15 protein-coding genes are annotated in these 19,906 nt (G+C 47.5%); all 15 read right to left on the bottom strand.

Going from position 1 to position 19,906, the window contains the following annotated elements; all coding sequences use genetic code 11:
• Positions 1-198: 198 nt before the first annotated feature.
• The 15 genes from rpsO to R5H20_RS09425 all read right to left on the bottom strand — a co-directional run bounded on the left by rpsO (position 199) and on the right by R5H20_RS09425 (position 19,861).
• Positions 199-468: a 30S ribosomal protein S15 gene (rpsO, locus tag R5H20_RS09495; RefSeq protein WP_006638123.1), complete on the bottom strand. Its 270-nt coding sequence runs from the start codon at positions 466-468 to the stop codon at positions 199-201.
• Between the two features lie 197 nt (positions 469-665).
• Positions 666-1,625: a bifunctional riboflavin kinase/FAD synthetase gene (ribF, locus tag R5H20_RS09490; protein ID WP_040348290.1), complete on the bottom strand. Its 960-nt coding sequence runs from the start codon at positions 1,623-1,625 to the stop codon at positions 666-668.
• Positions 1,626-1,641: 16 nt separating this feature from the next.
• Positions 1,642-2,571 carry a tRNA pseudouridine(55) synthase TruB gene (gene truB, locus R5H20_RS09485; protein ID WP_006638125.1) on the bottom strand — a complete coding sequence of 310 codons (930 nt, stop codon included), beginning with the start codon at positions 2,569-2,571 and terminating at the stop codon, positions 1,642-1,644.
• A 71-nt stretch (positions 2,572-2,642) separates the two neighbouring features.
• A complete protein-coding gene (gene rbfA / locus R5H20_RS09480; RefSeq protein ID WP_006638126.1) occupies positions 2,643-2,993 on the bottom strand; it encodes a 30S ribosome-binding factor RbfA in 351 nt (116 codons plus the stop codon).
• 18 nt (positions 2,994-3,011) lie between these two features.
• Entirely contained in the window at positions 3,012-3,290 is a 279-nt protein-coding gene (locus R5H20_RS09475; RefSeq protein WP_006638127.1) for a DUF503 domain-containing protein, read from the bottom strand.
• Positions 3,287-5,452, bottom strand: coding sequence for a translation initiation factor IF-2 (gene infB, locus R5H20_RS09470; protein ID WP_006638128.1), 2,166 nt, complete (start codon positions 5,450-5,452; stop codon positions 3,287-3,289). Before infB ends, R5H20_RS09475 begins: the two co-directional genes overlap by 4 nt.
• Before the next feature lie 19 nt (positions 5,453-5,471).
• Positions 5,472-5,774 carry a YlxQ family RNA-binding protein gene (locus R5H20_RS09465; protein ID WP_006638129.1) on the bottom strand — a complete coding sequence of 101 codons (303 nt, stop codon included), beginning with the start codon at positions 5,772-5,774 and terminating at the stop codon, positions 5,472-5,474.
• Positions 5,775-6,050, bottom strand: coding sequence for an RNase P modulator RnpM (rnpM, locus tag R5H20_RS09460; RefSeq protein WP_006638130.1), 276 nt, complete (start codon positions 6,048-6,050; stop codon positions 5,775-5,777).
• 13 nt (positions 6,051-6,063) lie between these two features.
• Positions 6,064-7,179, bottom strand: coding sequence for a transcription termination factor NusA (gene nusA, locus R5H20_RS09455; RefSeq protein ID WP_006638131.1), 1,116 nt, complete (start codon positions 7,177-7,179; stop codon positions 6,064-6,066).
• A gap of 31 nt (positions 7,180-7,210) precedes the next feature.
• Positions 7,211-7,684: a ribosome maturation factor RimP gene (gene rimP, locus R5H20_RS09450; protein ID WP_006638132.1), complete on the bottom strand. Its 474-nt coding sequence runs from the start codon at positions 7,682-7,684 to the stop codon at positions 7,211-7,213.
• A 240-nt stretch (positions 7,685-7,924) separates the two neighbouring features.
• Positions 7,925-9,079 (bottom strand): glycoside hydrolase 5 family protein, encoded by a 1,155-nt coding sequence (locus R5H20_RS09445; RefSeq protein ID WP_006638133.1) that lies wholly within the window; start codon positions 9,077-9,079, stop codon positions 7,925-7,927.
• Positions 9,080-9,139: 60 nt separating this feature from the next.
• Complete coding sequence (locus R5H20_RS09440; RefSeq protein ID WP_006638134.1) at positions 9,140-10,819, bottom strand: cellulase family glycosylhydrolase; 1,680 nt, start codon at positions 10,817-10,819, stop codon at positions 9,140-9,142.
• Between the two features lie 140 nt (positions 10,820-10,959).
• Positions 10,960-13,074, bottom strand: coding sequence for a glycoside hydrolase family 48 protein (locus R5H20_RS09435; RefSeq protein WP_006638135.1), 2,115 nt, complete (start codon positions 13,072-13,074; stop codon positions 10,960-10,962).
• 54 nt (positions 13,075-13,128) lie between these two features.
• Complete coding sequence (locus R5H20_RS09430; protein ID WP_006638136.1) at positions 13,129-15,093, bottom strand: glycoside hydrolase family 9 protein; 1,965 nt, start codon at positions 15,091-15,093, stop codon at positions 13,129-13,131.
• Between the two features lie 451 nt (positions 15,094-15,544).
• Positions 15,545-19,861: a PolC-type DNA polymerase III gene (locus R5H20_RS09425; RefSeq protein ID WP_006638138.1), complete on the bottom strand. Its 4,317-nt coding sequence runs from the start codon at positions 19,859-19,861 to the stop codon at positions 15,545-15,547.
• Positions 19,862-19,906: the final 45 nt, after the last annotated feature.

Genomic DNA, 19,906 nt, shown 5'->3' with positions numbered 1-19,906 from the left:
CTTATATGAACTCCTCTCTTCGGATAGTTTTTAGGTTACTCCTATTATGAACGAAATGAATTAAACATATCAATGGCAAAGTGCTATGTAGAGATTCAATAAGTTAATTAAGATCATTTATATGAACAACGTGTTTTGGAGTTGACGGATATTCGTTTTAATACGATAAAAAAGCGGGAATCCTCCCGCTTTTTACGATTATCGACGTAATCCTAGCTTGTTGATCAACTCACGGTAACGAGTTACGTCTTTGTTACGAAGATACGTAAGAAGATTACGACGTTTACCTACCATTTTAAGAAGACCGCGACGTGAGTGATGGTCTTTCTTATGAACGCGCAAATGCTCGTTCAGATTGTTGATTTGATCAGTTAGGATAGCGATCTGAACTTCCGGTGATCCCGTGTCAGATTCGTGGGTTTTGAACTCATTGATGAGCTGGTTTTTGCGCTCTTGAGTGATTGCCATCCTGTTTCACCTCCAAATGTTATTAGCCCCGGTTACCTAGCAAACGCCGGTGAATCGATTTGCCAAGTGATCGGTTTTAAAGCTACAGACAATATGATACTAGAAATACGGGCCTGATGCAACCATTTTTTATCAACTTTGCCGGACCGGCTGCTTCCACCATCATTGTTGACGGTTATTTGCATATTTTATACATATTAAATTTCGGTCAGCTTTCCTTCTTTAAAATAACGGGTCGCTTCTTCCTTGTCTTTCGTGATTTGTGCCACCAGCTCGCCTACGCTGCCGAATTTTTTCTCGCTTCTCAGCCGCTTATACCATTCGATTTTGATATCGCTCCCGTATATCTCCCGGTTAAAATCAAATAAGTTCACTTCAATTGAAGGCTGGCCAGGGCGCTTTTCGTAAAACGTCGGCTTGTACCCGACATTGCAGACTCCGTTGAATGACGCCCCGTCTATTTCCGCTTTGACGGCATATACACCTGTAGGCGGCACGATGTACGTGTCGGAAAGTCCGATATTGGCAGTCGGAAACCCGATCGTGCGGCCCCTTTTATCACCGTGGATCACAATGCCCTTCACATAGTACGGCCTCCCGAGCAGTTCGGCTGCATATTCGACGTCTCCTGCCCCGATCACACTACGGATCCGGGTTGAGCTCACCTTTTGGTCCTGGTTGGAATATTTGGCGACGGCTGTGCTCTTTACCCGGCCTTTGGCATACTCCTGGAAGTTCTCCATCGTGCCTTTGCCAAATTTCCCGAAGGTGAAATCAAAGCCGGCCACAACGTGGCATACATTGAATCCAATGATATATTGTTCGATAAAGGTCTCAGGCGAAAGGGAAGCAAATTCGGGACTGAATTCCACAATGTATAAAAAATCGGCGCCCAACCCTTCAATGATCTTTATTTTTTCGCGTAATGGCGTAATTAAATCTTTAGGCTCGCAGCCTTTTTTCAACACGGCTGAAGGGTGGGGATGAAACGTCATCACAGATGTTTTGACCCCTTCTCTGTCCGCGGTGTTTTTGGCCGCAAGAATCACTTGCTGATGCCCCAGGTGAACACCGTCAAAATAACCCAATGCCATAACTGATGTTGGAAAGTCCTCACGCTTCAATTCGTGTGGATGAGAAATATGTATCGTCTTCAAGAACGGTCACCTTTTCTTATTGTTCGCTTTTTTGCACGAGTACTTTTGCCGGTTTTAACAATCCGGGCTTTGTCGGATGCGGAAAATAGACGGCTAGACACCGGCCATCTTCTGTAAAAACCGCCAGGCGGTCTTCGCTTGTCAGATGCGATAAGCTGCCTGGTGTTTCAAGCACTGCGCCATTTTCCACTTTCTTAGCTAATGTATCACTAATTATCCATTTCGGCAAATGATCAAGCGCACGTTCGATCGGGACGAGCTGTTCAGACAATGTACCGCTTGCAACATGGCCCTCTATATGTGTGAAAGTCAGGCATTCATCAAGCGAAAAATGGCCTGAAGCCGTTCTGATCAAATGGGACATATGGGCCGGGTAGCCGAGCTTTTCGCCGATCGTTACCGCTAAAGTTCTGACATAAGTGCCTTTTGAACATGTCACGGTAAACCTGAACCGGGCCGTACCCTCTTCACGGCTGATTCCGGTGGTCAGTTCGATGTGATGAATGGTGATGGACCGCTTCGGCCTCTCGACTTCGATTCCCGCCCTCGCGTATTCATACAGTTTTTTGCCGCCCACTTTGACCGCTGAATACATTGGCGGAACTTGTTCGATTGTCCCTTCAAGACTTTTGAGGACGCTCCTCACGGTTTGTTCATCAGGCGGATTGCTGACTGCCTTTGTTTCCGTTATTTCTCCCGTCTGATCCTCTGTCTCCGTTGAAAATCCGAGTGTGACCTCGGCGTCATATGTTTTTGATTTTTCAGTCAAATATTCAACAATTTTGGTCGCCCTGCCGATACAGATTGGGAGAACGCCTGACACTTCGGGATCGAGCGTCCCTGTATGGCCGACTTTTTTTGTTTTTAACAGTTTGCGGATCTTCATCACGCAGTCATGGGAGGTCATCCCGGCCGGTTTATGTAAAAGCAGGACTCCGTTATACATGCACGTTTTCGCCCCTTTCTTCTATCAGCTAAAAAGGACAGGCAGTTGCCCGCCTATCCTGGATTAGCTTTTTATTCTTCTTTGTTTGAATTCAGCTCGTGAATCAAGGTCTCGATACGGTTTCCATAATCGATGGATTCATCGAATTCAAACTGGATTTCAGGTGTTTTGCGAAGCCTGATCCGGTTCCCCAGTTCAGACCGGATAAAGCCCTTCGCCTTCGCCAGGCCTTTCAGTGTCTCTTCCCTTTTCTTTTCATCGCCAAGAACGGAAATATACACTTTGGCAATTTGCAGATCACCTGAAACACTGACATCTGTTACTGTTAAAAACCCGATTCTCGGGTCTTTCAGCTTTCTTCCGATAATGTCGCCAAGTTCCTTTTTCATCTGTTCACCCACACGGGTGGCTCTCATACTCATGACCATATCACCTCTACGTTAAAACCACTCTGTTCTCGTGATCGTCCGTTCAATTTCCGGAAAAGAGTCGATAAAGGCGAGAACCCGCTGCAGCTCTTTTTCCGTTTGAACCCGGGAAGAAGAAACGGCGGCGATTCCAAAGCTTGTGCGCTGCCAAGTATCCTGGTAGTCGATTTCCGATATAGACACATTAAACCTGCCGCGGATTCTTGTCATCACCCGCTTCAGCACCGCCCGTTTTTCCTTGAGTGATGATGCATCATAAATGATGCACTCACATTCAACAAAACCGATCACTTTCTTTCAATTTCTTGCATGACATACGCTTCGATCATATCGCCTTCGCGGATGTCATTGTATTTCTTAATGGTGATACCACATTCATAGCCTTGTGAAACTTCTTTCACATCATCTTTAAAGCGTTTGAGAACATCCACTTCGCCTTCAAAAATGACGACACCGTCGCGGATTAAGCGGATTCCGCTGTCACGAGTAATGGTTCCTTCCGTCACATACCCTCCGGCAATCGTACCGATTTTGGAGACTTTGAATGTTTGGCGGACTTCAACCATACCAATGACTTTTTCTTCATATTCCGGATCAAGCATACCTTTCATCGCGGCTTCAATTTCGTCGATGACTTTGTAGATGATGCGGTGAAGGCGGATATCCACGTTTTCGGCTTCGGCGGTACTTTTAGCATTTCCGTCAGGCCGTACATTAAACCCGATGACAATCGCGTTTGATGCAGAAGCCAAGATGATATCGGATTCTGTAATCGCGCCGACTCCCGTATGAATGATTTTCACCCTGACGCCTTCAACTTCGATTTTTTGCAGGGCAGCCGCCAACGCCTCAACAGAGCCTTGCACATCGGCTTTGACGACGAGATTAATTTCTTTGACATCGCCTTGTTTGATCTGTTCAAATAAGTCGTCAAGACTGAGCTTCGCTTTATCGCTGCGCTGTTCTTCAAGCTGTTTTGTAGCGCGTGCTTCACCGACTGAACGGGCCGTTTTTTCGTCTTTGAACACAAGGAACTGATCCCCGGCGTTCGGCACTTCGTTTAGACCTGTAATCTCTACAGGAGTCGACGGTCCGGCCGATTTCACGCGTCTGCCGACATCATTGACCATCGCACGGACGCGGCCGAACGTGTTTCCTACAACAATCGGATCTCCGACATTGAGGGTTCCGTTTTGCACAAGCAATGTAGCAACAGATCCTTTTCCTTTATCAAGCTCGGCTTCGATGACCGTTCCTTTCGCCCTGCGGTTTGGATTCGCTTTAAGCTCCTCTACTTCGCTGACAAGCAGAATCATTTCAATCAGTTCATCGATTCCTTCGCCTGTAAGGGCGGAAAGAGGTACGAAAATCGTTTCGCCGCCCCATGCTTCCGGAACAAGGCCGTGTTCAGTCAGTTCTTGCATGACCCGGTCAGGGTTTGCCGTCGGCTTGTCGATTTTATTAACAGCGACGATAATCGGCACTTCTGCGGCTTTTGCGTGGTTGATCGCTTCAACTGTCTGAGGCATCACGCCGTCATCAGCAGCGACAACGAGAATCGTAATATCCGTGACTTCCGCTCCGCGGGCGCGCATTGTCGTAAATGCGGCGTGTCCAGGCGTATCAAGGAACGTGATCTTTTTGCCGTTTTCTTCAATTTGATAAGCGCCGATATGCTGTGTAATGCCTCCTGCTTCCCCTTCCACAACCTTCGTTTTGCGGATGCTGTCAAGAAGCGTTGTTTTTCCGTGGTCGACGTGGCCCATGATCGTCACGACAGGAGGGCGGATTTCAAGAGCTTCTTCCTGATCCGGCTCTTCATACTTTTCAAACTCGGTTTCTTCATGGACGATCACTTCTTCGACTTCTACGCCGTATTCCGATGCGATCAGTTCAACCGTGTCTTTGTCAAGATCCTGGTTGATCGTCGCCATGATTCCGAGCAGCATCAATTTTTTAATGATTTCTGACGGTTCCTTGCCAAGCTCTTCCGCAAGTGCGCCGACCGTCATGGAATTCGTAAATTCAATTTTTTCAGGCAGTTCTTTTTTCGGTTTGGACTGCTTCTCCTGTGGAGCTTGATGATGTTTATTACGTTTATTTTTTTTGTTGTTGTTGTTTTTCTTCTTGTTTTTGTTGTTAAATTGAGTATTTTGCACGTTATTCTTCTTTCCGTCTCGATTTTTGTTTGGTTTAGTTCCGGCATGCTGTTTTGCGGCTTCTTGCTGAGGTTTCTGGCCGCTTGAATCGGCGTTTTTTCTGGTTTCGGCCTGCTTGTTTGCGGCAGGCTGCCCGCCTTTTTTGAATTTTTTATCAAGCTGTTTGATTGCATTTTCTTCAATCATCGCCATATGGTTATTGACTTCAATATTCATATCTTTCAATGACGCTATGACATCCTTACTTGAAACATTTATGGCTTTTGCATATTCATAAACTCTCATTTTAGCCATTCGTTCACCCCCAAAAAAATTAATCGAGCTTGCGGAGCAACGTTTTCGCAAAACCTTGATCAGTGACGGCGACGACCACACGGGAAGGCTTGCCGATTGCACGGCCCAGAAGCGTACGATCTGCGACTTTCTTACATGGCACATCATAGTATCTGCATTTGTCGGTTACTTTTTTCTCCGTGTTGGCCGATGCGTCTTCTGCAAGCAAAACCAGCTTTGCGCGTGAATCCCTGATTTCCTTCACAACCAGGTCTTCTCCGGACACGACCTTTCGAGCTCGATTCGCCAGGCCCAGCAAGGAAAACCATTCTGTTTCCGACATCTATCTGGTCTCCTTTTCCGCCAGTTCCAGCAGTTCATCAAAAATCTGATCATCAATTTGTACTTGAAGCTGATTTGCTAAGCTGTTTTTCTTTTTTGCGGTTAAGATTACTTCTTTGTCAAGAGTAAGATAAGCTCCCCGGCCGTTCTTCTTGCCGGTCGGGTCTATGGAAACTTCCCCTTCCTTGGAACGGACAACGCGGATGAGCTCCTTTTTAGGCTTCATTTCCCCTGTTACGACGCATTTTCTAAGCGGGATCTTCTTTCGGCTGTTCACCAAAGGTCACCTCTTATTCATCCGATTCTGGAGTTTCAGTCTCTAAAAAGAGCTCTTCAGACTCTTCTTCAAGCTCTCTTGGATAAATTCCAAGTTCCCTTGCATCTGTTTCACTCTTAATATCGATTTTCCAGCTTGTCAGCTTTGCGGCCAGACGGGCGTTTTGGCCTCTTTTGCCGATCGCAAGTGAAAGCTGGTAATCAGGGACGATCACAGTTGTCGCCTTGTCTTCCTCATTGACGATGACATCAAGCACTTTGGAAGGGCTTAGCGCATTGGCGACAAATTCGACGGGATCGTTTGACCAGTGTACGATATCGATTTTCTCGCCTTTCAATTCATTGACGATCGCTTGGACGCGCTGTCCTTTAGGGCCGACGCAGGCGCCGACCGGATCGATATCGGGATCATCCGTCCGGACGGAGATTTTCGAGCGGTCTCCCGCTTCTCTCGCGACAGACTTAAGCTCGACAGTTCCATCGTAAATTTCCGGGACTTCAATTTCAAAGAGCCGCTTTAATAGACCTGGATGAGTTCTTGATACATAAATCTGCGGGCCCTTCGTCGTTTTTTCAACCTTTGTGATAAAAACTTTGATCCGGTCGTGAGGCTTGTAGACCTCATTCGGCATTTGTTCCGAGACCGGCAGAAGCGCCTCGATTTTGCCGAGAGAGACATAGATAAATTTATTGTCAATCCGCTGAACGATACCGGTCATGATATCTTCTTCGCGGTCAATAAATTCTGAATAGATGACGCCCCGCTCCGCTTCACGGACACGCTGAGTGACCACCTGCTTCGCCGTCTGGGCAGCGATGCGGCCGAAATCTTTCGGGGTAACTTCAATTTCCACGACATCTCCGACAATATAGTTCGGATTGATGTTTCTTGCGTCTTCAACCGAGATTTCAAGGCGCGGATCATAAACTTCATCCACGACGTCCTTGCGCGCGAAAACGCGGATGGTGCCGGTGTCGCGGTTTAAATCAACCCTGACATTTTGCGCCTGGTTAAAATTCCGCTTATACGCGGAAATAAGCGCAGCCTCAATGGCTTCGATAATAATATCCTTACTGATTCCCTTTTCTTTCTCAAGAACAGTCAGGGCATCTAACAACTCACTACTCATGTTTATGGTTTCCCCCTTAAACAGTCAAAAATTAATTGAACGAAACAGCTAGCCTAGCTTTTGCTATTTTTTCATATGGAATATTGATTCTTTTTTGCCGTGTCTTGATCGTGACTGTCACTTCCACGGTTTCACCGTCAAACGCAGAAAGCGTGCCTTCAAATTCTTTGTTGTCTTCAATCGGTTCGTACGTCTTAATATATACGTTTTTTCCGAGCGCTTTCCTGAAATCGGCTTCTTTCTTTAAAGGGCGTTCAGCTCCGGGAGATGATACTTCAAGAAAGTAGTTCTGCTTGATGGGATCTGCCTCGTCAAGCTTTTCACTAAGAGCTTCGCTAACCTTGGCACATTCTTCGATGTCAACGCCGTCATCAGAATCAATAAACACGCGAAGGAACCAGTTTTGACCTTCCTTGACAAATTCGATGTCAACGAGTTCAAGCTGAAGATTGTCTAATATGGGCTGGACCATTTCGCTGACAGTATCGATCACTTTGTTACTCATACTTTTCCTCCTTGTGCAGGCTCCAATTCATCAGCTCTCTCGTAAAAACCCCGCTTTCAGGAAGCAGGGGCTTAGAAAAGACGATGAACATGTCGAGACAAAATTGCCTGTTCAATACAAAAGAGCGGGTTTCCCCACTCTTCGCCTCGGCTATCGTTAGCATTTCCAATAAAACTATACCATAACCATTTTTTTATTGCAAATCATCAGAAAAGCGATCAGCCTGAGCTTTCTTCACATTCAGCGGGAATCCGGCGATTTCTCATTCATCCGTCCGGCATGTTCGGAAATGATGGAAGCGGCTGAGCCCGGATAAACGATCCGAAACCCGTCATAGTCCGGATAAAGGGTATCGTCATCCTGAATGCCGGTTAAAATCCAAAATTGGCTGCCTGCCCCGTCATGTTTTTCAATGATATCAAGCCATGTTTTGTAGACGCCATCCCTTTTTGTCTTGTCCTGGTAGCCGAATTCTTCCAAAACAACGGGCTTGCCGATTTCGTTTCCGTCGCGAATATGATCAATGATCCACTGATTCCCCCATTCGGCGGTTTCCCCCCAATGGTCCGGATATAGATGATATGTGCCGTAATCAATCGCTGAAAGAGCGGTGAGCCTTTTCCAATCAACGCCTTCACCGCCGCCGTATGGCCACTCCGGATGACCTTCTATCCGATAAAATCCTTCATCTCCGACTGCAACAAGATGGTTTTGATCGATCGATTTGATATAGGCGCTCATCTCATCGGCCCACTCAATAAGCGTGTTGCCGCTTTTATCCGACGGAGCCCTCGGTTCATTTGCCAGCTCCCATGCCATAATAGCGGGATCGTCTTTATACTTTACGCCTGTATATGTGTTAACCCGGTTCAGCATATAATATACATAATCTTTATAGGCTTTCTTTATGCCTGGATGGGTGTAAAAGGCGTCATGGCCGTCTGCCTTAAACCATCTGGCATATTGATTCATCCCGCCGAAATCATCCCAGTTGTTCACAAAGGGAATGACCAGTTTAACCCCTGTCTGGCCGGCTTTATAAATGGCATAATCAAGCTTTGAAAATCCTGATTCATCATATATCCCCGGTTTTGGCTGCATGACGGAGTGTTCGTTCGGCTCCCCGTCGAGGAACCCCCAAATGCGGATGACTTTCAGATTCATCGCGATCATATCGGCAAACACGTCATCGACCATTTTTTTAGACTTATAGTGAAAATAATAGTTATTGGTGCCTGCAAAATAAAAATCTTTTCCGTCTAACGTAAATCTTGTTCCAGATGTCTCCACAAATGAAGATGAAGCAGATGCCGCCCGCAAATCCCCGAACAGCATGACCGATCCTGCCGTCAAAAGCATCAAAAACATGTGCAACAAGCATGTTTTCACTTTCATCGTTTCCTCTCGCTTTCATAGAATGTGATGGGCGGCGGGTAATCGTCAATCCAATTCTTCTCAAGGTGTGACTTTCACTTTCACCACCGTTTCGACACCCTTCGGCCACATTTCAAATGTAAAGGTGGAATCGCTTTTCAAATAGTTCAAAACGCGCTCTCTAAGATAGAGATTTCCGTCCTTTTCATAAAAATCTTCGTCATAATTCATATAGGGCGTCCATGACCAGACCTCTTCAAGAACAGGTCTGCCGGTCGAGTCGATGACGCCTTTTACAGTGGCCAGCTGAGTGCCGTTTAAAGAGGCGGGGATTTCCAGATCTCCTTTGATTGCCGACTTGCTGATCGTAAACTCATGTTTCTCCAGCTCAGGTGTATCATAAAGAATCACATCCATCACCTGTCTGGCGCCTTTATCAAATGCAAAGGCAAGCTCTGCCTTCGTCCCGAATGACGGTGATCCGCCGATGAGTTTTGCCAAATATGACGCTTTAATCGTCACTGTTTTCCCGGAATTGTCAACTGTATAGTCGGTTCCTTTTTGCAATGGCTCCGATTGGCGGTAGATTCCTGTCAGCTTGTTTCCGTTCAGCTCGATGTCCGCAGTCTGATCGGTGATGGTCTGCCCTTTCCTGATGAAAAGGTCCGCCGGTTTGATGATGGCGTTTGAGACGCCGCGTCCCGCCTGAATGACGATGTCCTTCACGACCGGATCCCGCCATTTTCTTGCCATCCGGTCAAATTGGTCATTGCCGTTATCCCACCACATTGTGACCATTTGATACTTGTGGGAAAGCCTGACAAGCGTTTCATGGTACAAGCGCTTGGAATGCTTCTCATTTGCGCCCAGTGTCCCGTATTCACCGATGATGACCGGGTACCCTTTGCTGACGAATCTTTCATAAACCGGTTTCATATCCCGCTCCATGTCTTCGATATCTTTGGCAGTGCCCCAAGTCGTCCGGCCCCACCAGTTGGAGACATAGTCCCATGGCGAATAGTAGTGAAAGGTCAGCACGATCCGGTCATCCTCAGGCGGTTCAAACGTATTGAGCAGTTCATCCTTGTTGTCTTCCAGCCCGCCGATGATCACGAGCCGCCGGTCATTTTCCCCGCCTGTGGATCGAATGACCTTGAGCATCTCACGGTTGAGCAGGTTCAATTGATAAGCGCTCATTCCCGTCGGTTCGTTGACGATTTCAAACAGGAGACGCTCGCTTTTATGTTTGAAGCGGTCAGCGATCTGCCTCCACACTTTCCCCAGTTTTTCCAATGTCTCCTGCTGGCTGTTTCCCATGCGGTTGATCCACAGCCATGAATCGTGATGAATATTTAATACAACATAAAAATCTCTTTCCAAAGCCCAGTCCGTTACTTCCTCCACACGATTCATCCACTCGGGGGCAATCGTATATTCAGGGGCACTGCCGATGTGTGAATCCCATGTCACCGGAATTCTGACACTTTTAAACCCGGCAGCGCGGATATCATCGAATGTGTGCTCCCGGACAGGCGGGTTGTTCCATGAGCCTTCTGTAGGAACGGCGTCAAGCGTGTTGCCAAGATTCCAGCCCGGACTCATATGTTCCAAAAGCTTTTGAGGTGCGACGCTCTGCGCTTTCGCCTTGGTTCCCCAGCCGGTTCCTGAAGCTTGCGGGATCGCTCCTGAAAGAGCCGTTCCAATCAACAAAAACAAGAGAATGACCGATGTGATAAACCATGTGAAGCCCTTTTCTCTCAATCTATTTTTCTCCTTTTTTATCATTTTCAAAACGACGGCCGGATTCCGGCTGAATCGCCCGGCCGCCGTTCGTAGCTTTTGAGAAAGCTTAGATCGCGCATATTAAAGCGGTTTCAGCTATAGCCGAACATCATTCTGTTTTACGCATTGCCGATTAAGCGGTCATATTCAGCATATGCCGTCGCCATGTCGACCTGGGACCAAAAACGGTGATAGATGAAAGTCGGCAGCCCGTTCTCCCATTTGCCCGTGTCCGGGTTCCATGATGTATGGTATTTGTTTTCCAAATAAGGCCATTTTGGATCGTTTTTAATCTTCGGCCTGAGGTCGGTATGGCTGATATAGACGCCGTTTCCTCCTTTTGCAGGATCAGACGGTACACCATTTGGCCCCGGAATGGTGTTTCCTTGGCCAAATCTTCCGCTCCAGCCATTCGGAAAATAGATTTCCTTTGTAAAATAACGATGATAATCGGCATGCTCTTCTTCTGCTGCAATACCAATACCGTCATTTTTATTCCAAGCTGCGTCAAGCAGCTCTTTGGCCAGGTTTTTGGCTCGATTTCCGAGAGCGGTGAAGCTTCCGGTTTCAGCTTTAGTCCCGGCCGCAAAGAAAACAAGTGTTTTGATATAGCTGCCGAGAACGCCGACATCCTGGGAAGGATTCTTGGTCGTGACATGCAGCCCCGGATTGCCTGTGAAAGAATTAAATCCTTTCCACGGATCGGGCTGGCCGCTCCATTCAAGATTTGCCGGAATCCAAAATTCTCCCTGATCAGGCTCCGTGGCAATATTCGGATTTTTGCCCCCGTAAACCCTTTCTCCCGCTTCATTTAGATAATAGCCTTCATCATCTGAGAGCGGACGCTCGTTAACGAAAACATAATCCAATGAGTATGCGACCCATTTTTCAATTACGGTCTTTGCCATTTTAAAATTCTCAGAGGATGTGTCGCCTTTTGCAGCGAAAATATTATACAGTTCCGCCACCCTTTCCATCGGCCAGACTTGCATCCCAAACCAATTGTTAGAAGGCGGATCATGATAAACGGGCGCTTCTGTGTATGCCATGCCGTAAAACGTGCTGACATTTGCGGGATACGGGCTGTAGTTCCCATTCCAGCTGTTTGTGGCCCCGCCTGCGACAGCTCCTTCTGAAGAAAGCAGCCATGTGTACAGCTCAAGCTGCCTTTTCAGCGCTGTTTCCCAATCGGCGCGTGCTGAAGGCGAATTTGGAATCAGGCCCCCTTCAGAGGTGGACAGCGCATATGAGGCGACTGGATTTTGATAGCCTTGGTGGACATGGCTTGCGCCAATTCGCCAAGCCCAGTTTGCATACTGCCCGAGACCGCCTCCCCACGCGGTGTACCACGCCATTAAATAATGGCATGCGTCCTTTCCCGATCCTCTTGATGGTGATCCGTCCGAAGCGCTTCCTATCTTTTGGAAATATTTATCGTACATGCCATAACGGAGAAAATCCCCCATCTTCTTGGCTTTGTTAATATACGTACTGTTGCTGTAGCCCCATTGCTTCGCCCAATACATCGCCTGAACGGCCCGAGCGTCTGCATCGGTCGCGTTCGTATAGCGCCATTGCGGAGCCGGCGCCTGATTTTCCTTTGTGAACAGGCTCATAAATCCTTCATTTGCTTTTCCGAAGGTCTGATTATCCTGTGACGGATGCGGAACCGTTTCCCAAACGGATTCTTGCTCCCCGCGCTGATAAGTGTTTACATAAGCGGCGGTATGGGAAGGATTCAGCAGGTTTCCGAATCCGTACCAGTTGTCAACGTCCAGCAGCCAGTGCATTAAATACGTTTCATTGCTTCCATATGTGGCTTTCAGCTCAGCGTCAAGCGGATCGTTTCCTGCTGGATATTGTCCGGTAAGCGCTGACGGATAGAGATCTGGGAAGGGGTATTCAGCGGCGTATGTGGCAGGGCTTGAAGGGTTATAGTAGCCCATTGTCGGCTGTTCTTCTTTTCCGTCTCCTTCATTGACAGGGATGATATATGTCTCCATGCTGTCCCAAGCGGCTTCAAATTTAGACCAGTCCTGTGTGTAACGGCCATACATCGCTTCAAGCCACAGCCAGTAGCTGTATGCTTCAGATGTCGTCATATGGCCATAGTCAGGGGCTTCGCATATGAGCGTTTCAACAGAGTGGTAAGGGATGCCTTCCGGCGAAAAATAACCGTTTTTCGCACTTTTTATTTGCTCATACAATTGCATAAAGCGGGTTTTGTTGTCCATGATATTGTCCTCCTATTGAAGCTGTTGGCCTCCGTCTCAATGTTGGAAGCCTGATTATAACCTATCGTTCGGCTCATCTCCGAATACAAGCCGGCCCTCATCATATACAGGCATATACCTGGTTTTGGCAAGTGTATGCGATAATCCCTGATAGGAGTAGTCGTTTTCAGGATTCCAAAAGGCCGTTCCAGATGGCGCCGAAAGGCGGAATTGCACTTCTTTCTTGTGGGCCGACTGTCCGCCCGGATAAATCGGTACACCATTGAAGCTGACTTCCGTATAGTACATGTGTTTGTCTATCCGGTAAGGCTTCAGCTGAGAGACCGTTGCCCCCTCGTGATATCCGACTGTGACCTTGATGTCTTTGGCGGAATACCCGGCATTCACCGCTTCGGAAAGGTCAACGTAATAGCGGAAAGACAGATTGTCGGTCTTTCTTGCCGGCCATCCTGACCGGTTGTTGAGCTGGGCCCGGATTTCAGTATAGTTGCTTCCTGAGCTGTTAACGGACGCTTCGGCAAAAAATTCGTCAGCAGGCGTTTCTTGTTCAGGAAAGTCAGGCAGGGGCGATTGCCCGGCGCCATAGAGCTGATACATTTTCGCAGCATTTCCTGTAAAGGCTGCGTTGTAGTCAATCGCTACTTCGTTTGATACATAATCCGCCGTTTCATCCCGGTATGAATCGTCATTTCCCGGCCCGCCGACCAATGCTCCGTAAAGAATGTGGCGATGGAATTCAGGCACATTCATGCTATCGGCCCATGAACCATGTGCAGTCCGATGGTGCGGATGCTTGGGAGAATTTGAACCGTAGCCGACAACAAAGCTGCGTTTTCCGGGATTGTCCCCGAGTATATAATTCATTTGCTGTACGGCAAAATCGCGGTACTTTTTCGCTTTGGATGCGTCTTTTACCCAGTCGGAATACACAAAAGCGAGAAAAGCCGCATTTGAGGCGTAGCGCAGTGAGCCCCACTGCTCAAGCCATGCCAGCCCGCCCGGTGTATACGTAATTCTTTCCGTGGTTCCGTTGTGGTTGTAGCCGGTTGACCAGTAATCAAGATTGCGTTCGACAGATGCGGTGAAACGGGAGTCGTTTGTCAGACGGGCCAGCAGCAGCTGTGCGCCGTATGTGACGTCATCCCATGAAAGCGTCCAGCGGTAAGGCCAGCTTGCGGGTTCCCCCCAGTCGCCGGCTGAAGCCAGCGCTTTGTCCAGATATTGTTGTTCATCGGTTGCCAAGTACAGCCATACAGCCCCCCATGTCAGCTCATCCTTATAGCCGCTCCACGAATTGTAATATTGGCGGGCATCTGTAATACAGTCAGAATATTTCCCGCGGTATTGGTCAGCAAAAGCATACAGTTGCTTCGCATGGGTCAAAAGGGTGTTGGCGTATGAAGAATCTGTCGGCTGAAAGACAACCGAAGCCGCTGCAAGGGCCGCTGCCGTGCCTCCGGCCAAATCCGAGCCGGGACAGCCCGCATCAATCTTATAGGCGGGACGCTTCATCGGCATCACTTCAGCCGGCCCCCACCAGGCGTGGTCAGCGGCTCCATTGCCAACCTGCCCCCAAAATTCGTTAGGCGCCGTATGCGCTTTAATAAAATAATCGGTCGCCCATTTCAGATTGTCTAAGATCGCCTCAAGCTGCCCGGCCTCTTCATAAGCATCGCGGTATTCATAAACCGACCATGCCAAAACGGCCGCAGAATACGCCATCGGCAGCCCGAATTTTACATGGTCTCCGGCATCATACCATCCGCCTGTTAAATCATGGCCGACGTCTTTTCCGTCATCTAGCCCGGAGTCGCCTCTCCAATTCAGCCTGCTGTTTTCAGGCAGTGTTCCTGAGCGCTGGGCTTCATAAAACAAAATGGTTTTTTGCAAGAGTTCTGCATAATTTTGCGGATGTTCTGCCGCGTCAGCCTTCTCTGCAACCGGCGCCACTCCCATGCCGAACATAAGCACGGCAAATAAGAAAAGCGCTTTCATTCTTAGAAAAGCTGTCCGTTTCAACTGACTCCTTCCTCCTTATTTTGTTTTATCCATACAACATCGATCATGCTTTACATCCTCCTCACCTCCTTTCAGTCAAAACCTACGGTGTCCTTTCGATGATGGAGAGATGTCTGAATGTACCTTTGCCATCAACAAGCATTTGACAGCTTTACAGAGGAATGAGCCGAAACGGCTGTTCAAGAACGAAATCAATGCCGGCAATTTTTGCGGCCGAAACTTAGTTTGTTTAATAGAGAAACAAACTAAACAGTTTCATATGTTGTCAATTTTTAAACGCAACATCATTTTGAAAATATTAACATTTACATCTATTTTATGTCAATGGATCTGACAGCCCTTTATGAAGATTGTGAGATTCTTCCCCTGTGAAAGTGTCAGTTTATCTTCGGAACGATGACTTTCACGAAAAAAGCCGATAAAAAAACTGCCGACAAACAGTCGGCAGTCTTTAGAATAAAGAAAGCTGATTCTGATCCGGAAGCGACTCCAAGCAGCCGTGCCGCTCCAGGTATTCCATAATTGTTTTTGAAACTTTTCCTCTTTTTTGCAAATCTTCTTTTGAAAGAAATTCGCCTTCTTCTCTCGCCTTGACAATATTTAAAGCCGCGTTTGTGCCAAGTCCCGGTATGGAGTTGAAAGGAGGAATCAGGCTGTTGCCGTCAATCATGAATTCTGATGCATTTGATCTGTATAAATCGACCTTTTGGAAAGAAAATCCTCTTTCGCACATTTCGAGCGCCAGCTCGAGCACGGTGAGCAAACTTTTCTCTTTCGGAGAAGCGTCAAGCCCTTTGCTGTTGATGTCATCCATGACGGCTCTGATCGCGGTCGAGCCTTTGATCATCGTATCAATATCAAAATCATCGGCGCGCACTGTAAAGTAGGCAGCGTAATAAAGCAAAGGATGATGCACTTTAAAATAAGCGATCCTGACAGCCATCAAAACATATGCCGCGGCGTGGGCTTTCGGGAACATGTATTTGATTTTCTTGCACGAATCAATATACCAGTCGGGAACATTATTATTCTTCATTTCTTCTTCCCACTCAGGCGTCAGGCCTTTTCCTTTTCGGACAAACTCCATAATCTTAAAGGCAAGGGAAGGTTCAAGCCCCTGATAAATTAAATACACCATAATATCATCACGGCAGCCGATCACTTCGCTCAATTCACAAATGTTATTATGAATGAGCTCCTGCGCGTTGCCGAGCCAAACGTCGGTTCCGTGTGAAAGTCCGGAAATCTGAACGAGCTCGGAAAAAGTCGTCGGCTTTGTATCCTCAAGCATCTGTCTGACAAAACGGGTCCCGAATTCAGGAATGCCGAGCGTACCTGTTTTACAGCCGATCTGCTCTTCAGTGACGCCTAAAGACTCGGTTCCTTGAAATATTTTCATGACTTCCGGATCATCAGTCGGAATCGTCTTCGGATCAATACCGCTTAAATCCTGGAGCATACGGATCACCGTCGGGTCATCGTGTCCGAGTATATCAAGCTTCAGCAAGTTGTCGTGGATGGAATGGAAGTCAAAGTGGGTCGTTTTCCATTCCGAGCCCGTGGCATCCGCCGGAAACTGAATCGGTGAAAAATCATAAATGTCCATATAATCGGGAACAACGATAATTCCGCCGGGGTGCTGGCCGGTCGTCCGCTTGACACCGGTGCAGCCCTGTACGAGGCGGTCGATTTCCGCACCGCGCATATGAAGATTGTTGTCATTGGCATAGCCTTTAACATATCCGTAAGCCGTTTTTTCGGCAACCGTGCCGATCGTTCCCGCACGGTACACATTGTCTTCCCCGAACAGCACTTTCGTGTAGTTGTGCGCATGCGGCTGGTACTCTCCGGAGAAGTTCAAATCGATATCCGGAACTTTGTCCCCTTTAAAGCCGAGGAACGTTTCGAACGGAATATCGTGGCCGTCTTTTTTATAAGCTGCTCCGCATTTCGGACAGTCTTTATCAGGCAAATCAAATCCTGAGCCGACAGATCCGTCATCGAAAAATTCCGAATGGCGGCAATCAGGACAGACATAGTGCGGCGGCAGAGGATTGACCTCGGTAATCTCCGTCAAAGTCGCAACAAGTGAAGAACCGACAGACCCCCTTGAGCCGACGAGATATCCGTCATCCAGAGAACGTTTTACGAGCTTATGGGAGATGAGATAGATTACGGCAAATCCGTGGCCGATAATGCTTTTCAGCTCTTTTTCAATCCGTTTTTCCACGATTTCGGGAAGGTCTTCACCGTAAATGCTTTTCGCTTTCTCATAGCTCATTCGGCGGATTTCGTCCTCTGCCCCTTCGATTTTCGGTGTATAGAGATCATCTTTGATCGGTTTGATTTCTTCGATTTTTTCATTGATCTTCTGGGTGTTGGTGACCACGATTTCTTTCGCTTTTTCCTTGCCCAAAAATGAAAAGGCTTCAAGCATTTCATCTGTCGACCGAAAATGGACATTCGGCAGCTCATGCCTGTTGAGCGGATTTGCTCCGCCCTGGGAAGAAATCAAAATCTTTCTGTAGATTTTGTCCTCAGGATTTAAGTAATGGACATTTCCCGTTGCCACAACGGGAATGTTCAGCTTGTCACCAAGCTTTGTAATGTTTGTGATGATTTCCTTGAGCGCTTTTTCATCCCTGACCAGTTCAAGCTCGATAAGGTGGCGGTAGACTTCCGGCGGCATCACTTCCAGATAGTCGTAGAACGATGCGATGTCTTCGACTTCTTCCGGCGATTTTTGCATCATGCCTTCAAATACTTCCCCCTTGTCGCACGCCGAACCGATCAAAAGGCCTTCTCTATGCTTTTCGAGCTGTGACCTTGGAATTCTCGGCACCCTGTAGAAATAATTGATATGCGCTAATGAAACGAGTTTGAACAGATTTTTCAAGCCTGTCTCATTAACCGCCAAAAGGGTCGCGTGATAAGGTCTGGAACGCTGATATGCATTGGACTGCCCCATATTTTCATTCAGCTGGTCATGGTACAAGATATTTTTTTCAGCCGCATCTTTGAGCATTTTCACGAGGAGATAGCCCGTCGCTTCGGTATCATAGATCGCCCTGTGGTGCTGGGTGAGCTCGATATCGAACTTTTTACAGAGCGTATTCAGCCTGTGGTTTTTGAACTCGGGATAAAGAAAACGTCCGAGTTCAAGGGTATCGATGACAGGGTTTTGCGCTTTTTCCGATTTCAGCAGCTTCTTATAGGCGACATTGATGAACCCCATGTCAAAGCTCGCATTGTGGGCGACAAGCGTGTGGTCTCCGATCCATTCCTTAAAATCTCTGATGACTTCTTCAACATCAGGTGCGTCTTTGAGCATATCATCCGTGATCCCCGTCAGCTCAATGATCGTAGCTGATAAAGGACGGTGCGGATTTGCAAACCGTTCAAAACGCTCGATGATTTCCCCGCCTTTTACTTTTACAGCGGCCAATTCGATGATCGTATCGTAGACAGCCGAGAGCCCCGTCGTTTCGACGTCAAATACGACATAGGTTTCCTCTTCGAGCAGCCGGTGTGTGGGATTGTAAGCAATCGGCACGCCGTCGTCGACAAGGTTGGCTTCCAGTCCGTAGATCATTTTCACGCCATGCTTTTTGCTTGCCGCGTATGCATCAGGAAACGACTGTACGACAGCATGATCCGTAATGGCGATGGCTGGATGGTTCCATTTTTTCGCTTGTTCGACAAGCTTGCCAATGCCTGATACGGCATCCATCTGGCTCATCGGCGAGTGCAGGTGAAGTTCGACCCGTTTTTCATCTTCAGGCGCGGTATCCTCGCGCGTTTTCGCTTTGATTTCATTGACATCATTGGCGATCATGACGAGATCACGGACGAACGTGTCGTTTTGAATGCTTCCTCTTGCCTTGACCCACATGCCTTTTTTCAAGGATTTCATCAAGAGCGCATCTTCTTTTTCACGGGCGAACATTTTGACGAGGATGCTGTTTGTATAATCGGTGATTTTGAAGATGCAAAGCGTTCTGCCGCTTTTCAGCTCCCTTGTTTCAGCATCGAATACATACCCCTGTACCGTAATTCTCCGCTCTTCATCCATGATGCTGTCAAGCGTTCTGATTTCTTCCGTGTCTTTGATTGGATAGCCGATTTGCAGAGGTCCTGATGGCGCTTCATCATCAGCGCTTTCTTTATCCTGCTTCTCCATTTCAATTAAAGCCTGAAGGGCTCTTTCCTGGTCTTCAGCAAGCTTTTGTTCTCTGAACTTCTGAATCTCTTGATCTGAGACGAAAATTTCAGTCTCAAGCTGAAGCTCAGGAAATCCGAAGGTCCGGTAGCTTGACTGAATAAGCGAGCTGTATTTTTTCTTCAGTGCGGAAGCTTCTGTATCTGTTTTCGTTTTCAGCAGCAGTTTATTTCCTGCAAGTTTTGGCTTTTGCTCATTGAGAAGCGTTAAAATCGGCGGGGAAATACCGTCCAATTCTTGAATGCACCGCGTCCAGTAGTCCTGGATCAGCTGTTCGTCCACCGACTTGTCTTCGACTTCGATTGAGCAGGTCACTTGAGCGATATGGGAAAAAGTGCGTGTCAGCTGGTGATGAAACCGTTCGAAGATCTGATAAGGCAGCACGGCCTTAAATTTAAAGTGAAAATGCCAGGTTTTTTTATGTTTATGAACGGTAAGCTTGATGATCTGACCGCCTTCAAGATGGCGGACCATCGAATCTTCCGTAACGTTCAGCTGCTGCAGAAGAATTTGAAACTGTCTTCTGTTGACAGAAAGCTGGTCTTCCAAGACAGATTCCTCCCTAAAAGAAAATCATAATTGAAGGTACCTCGA

The organism is Bacillus sp. KICET-3, assembly GCF_033261025.1.
Classification (GTDB): Bacteria; Bacillota; Bacilli; order Bacillales; family Bacillaceae; genus Bacillus; species Bacillus sonorensis.
The sequence above is the reverse complement of the archived record's forward strand: the minus strand, read 5'-3'. Positions and strand labels throughout refer to the sequence as shown.

Excerpts from the sequence above, each read along its gene's own strand:
- rpsO (WP_006638123.1), bottom strand. The coding sequence starts at position 468 with ATGGCAATCACTCAAGAGCGCAAAAACCAGCTCATCAATGAGTTCAAA.
- truB (WP_006638125.1), bottom strand. The coding sequence starts at position 2,571 with ATGTATAACGGAGTCCTGCTTTTACATAAACCGGCCGGGATGACCTCC.
- rbfA (WP_006638126.1), bottom strand. The coding sequence starts at position 2,993 with ATGAGTATGAGAGCCACCCGTGTGGGTGAACAGATGAAAAAGGAACTT.
- infB (WP_006638128.1), bottom strand. The coding sequence starts at position 5,452 with ATGGCTAAAATGAGAGTTTATGAATATGCAAAAGCCATAAATGTTTCA.
- R5H20_RS09465 (WP_006638129.1), bottom strand. The coding sequence starts at position 5,774 with ATGTCGGAAACAGAATGGTTTTCCTTGCTGGGCCTGGCGAATCGAGCT.
- nusA (WP_006638131.1), bottom strand. The coding sequence starts at position 7,179 with ATGAGTAGTGAGTTGTTAGATGCCCTGACTGTTCTTGAGAAAGAAAAG.
- rimP (WP_006638132.1), bottom strand. The coding sequence starts at position 7,684 with ATGAGTAACAAAGTGATCGATACTGTCAGCGAAATGGTCCAGCCCATA.
- R5H20_RS09445 (WP_006638133.1), bottom strand. The coding sequence starts at position 9,079 with ATGAAAGTGAAAACATGCTTGTTGCACATGTTTTTGATGCTTTTGACG.
- R5H20_RS09435 (WP_006638135.1), bottom strand. The coding sequence starts at position 13,074 with ATGGACAACAAAACCCGCTTTATGCAATTGTATGAGCAAATAAAAAGT.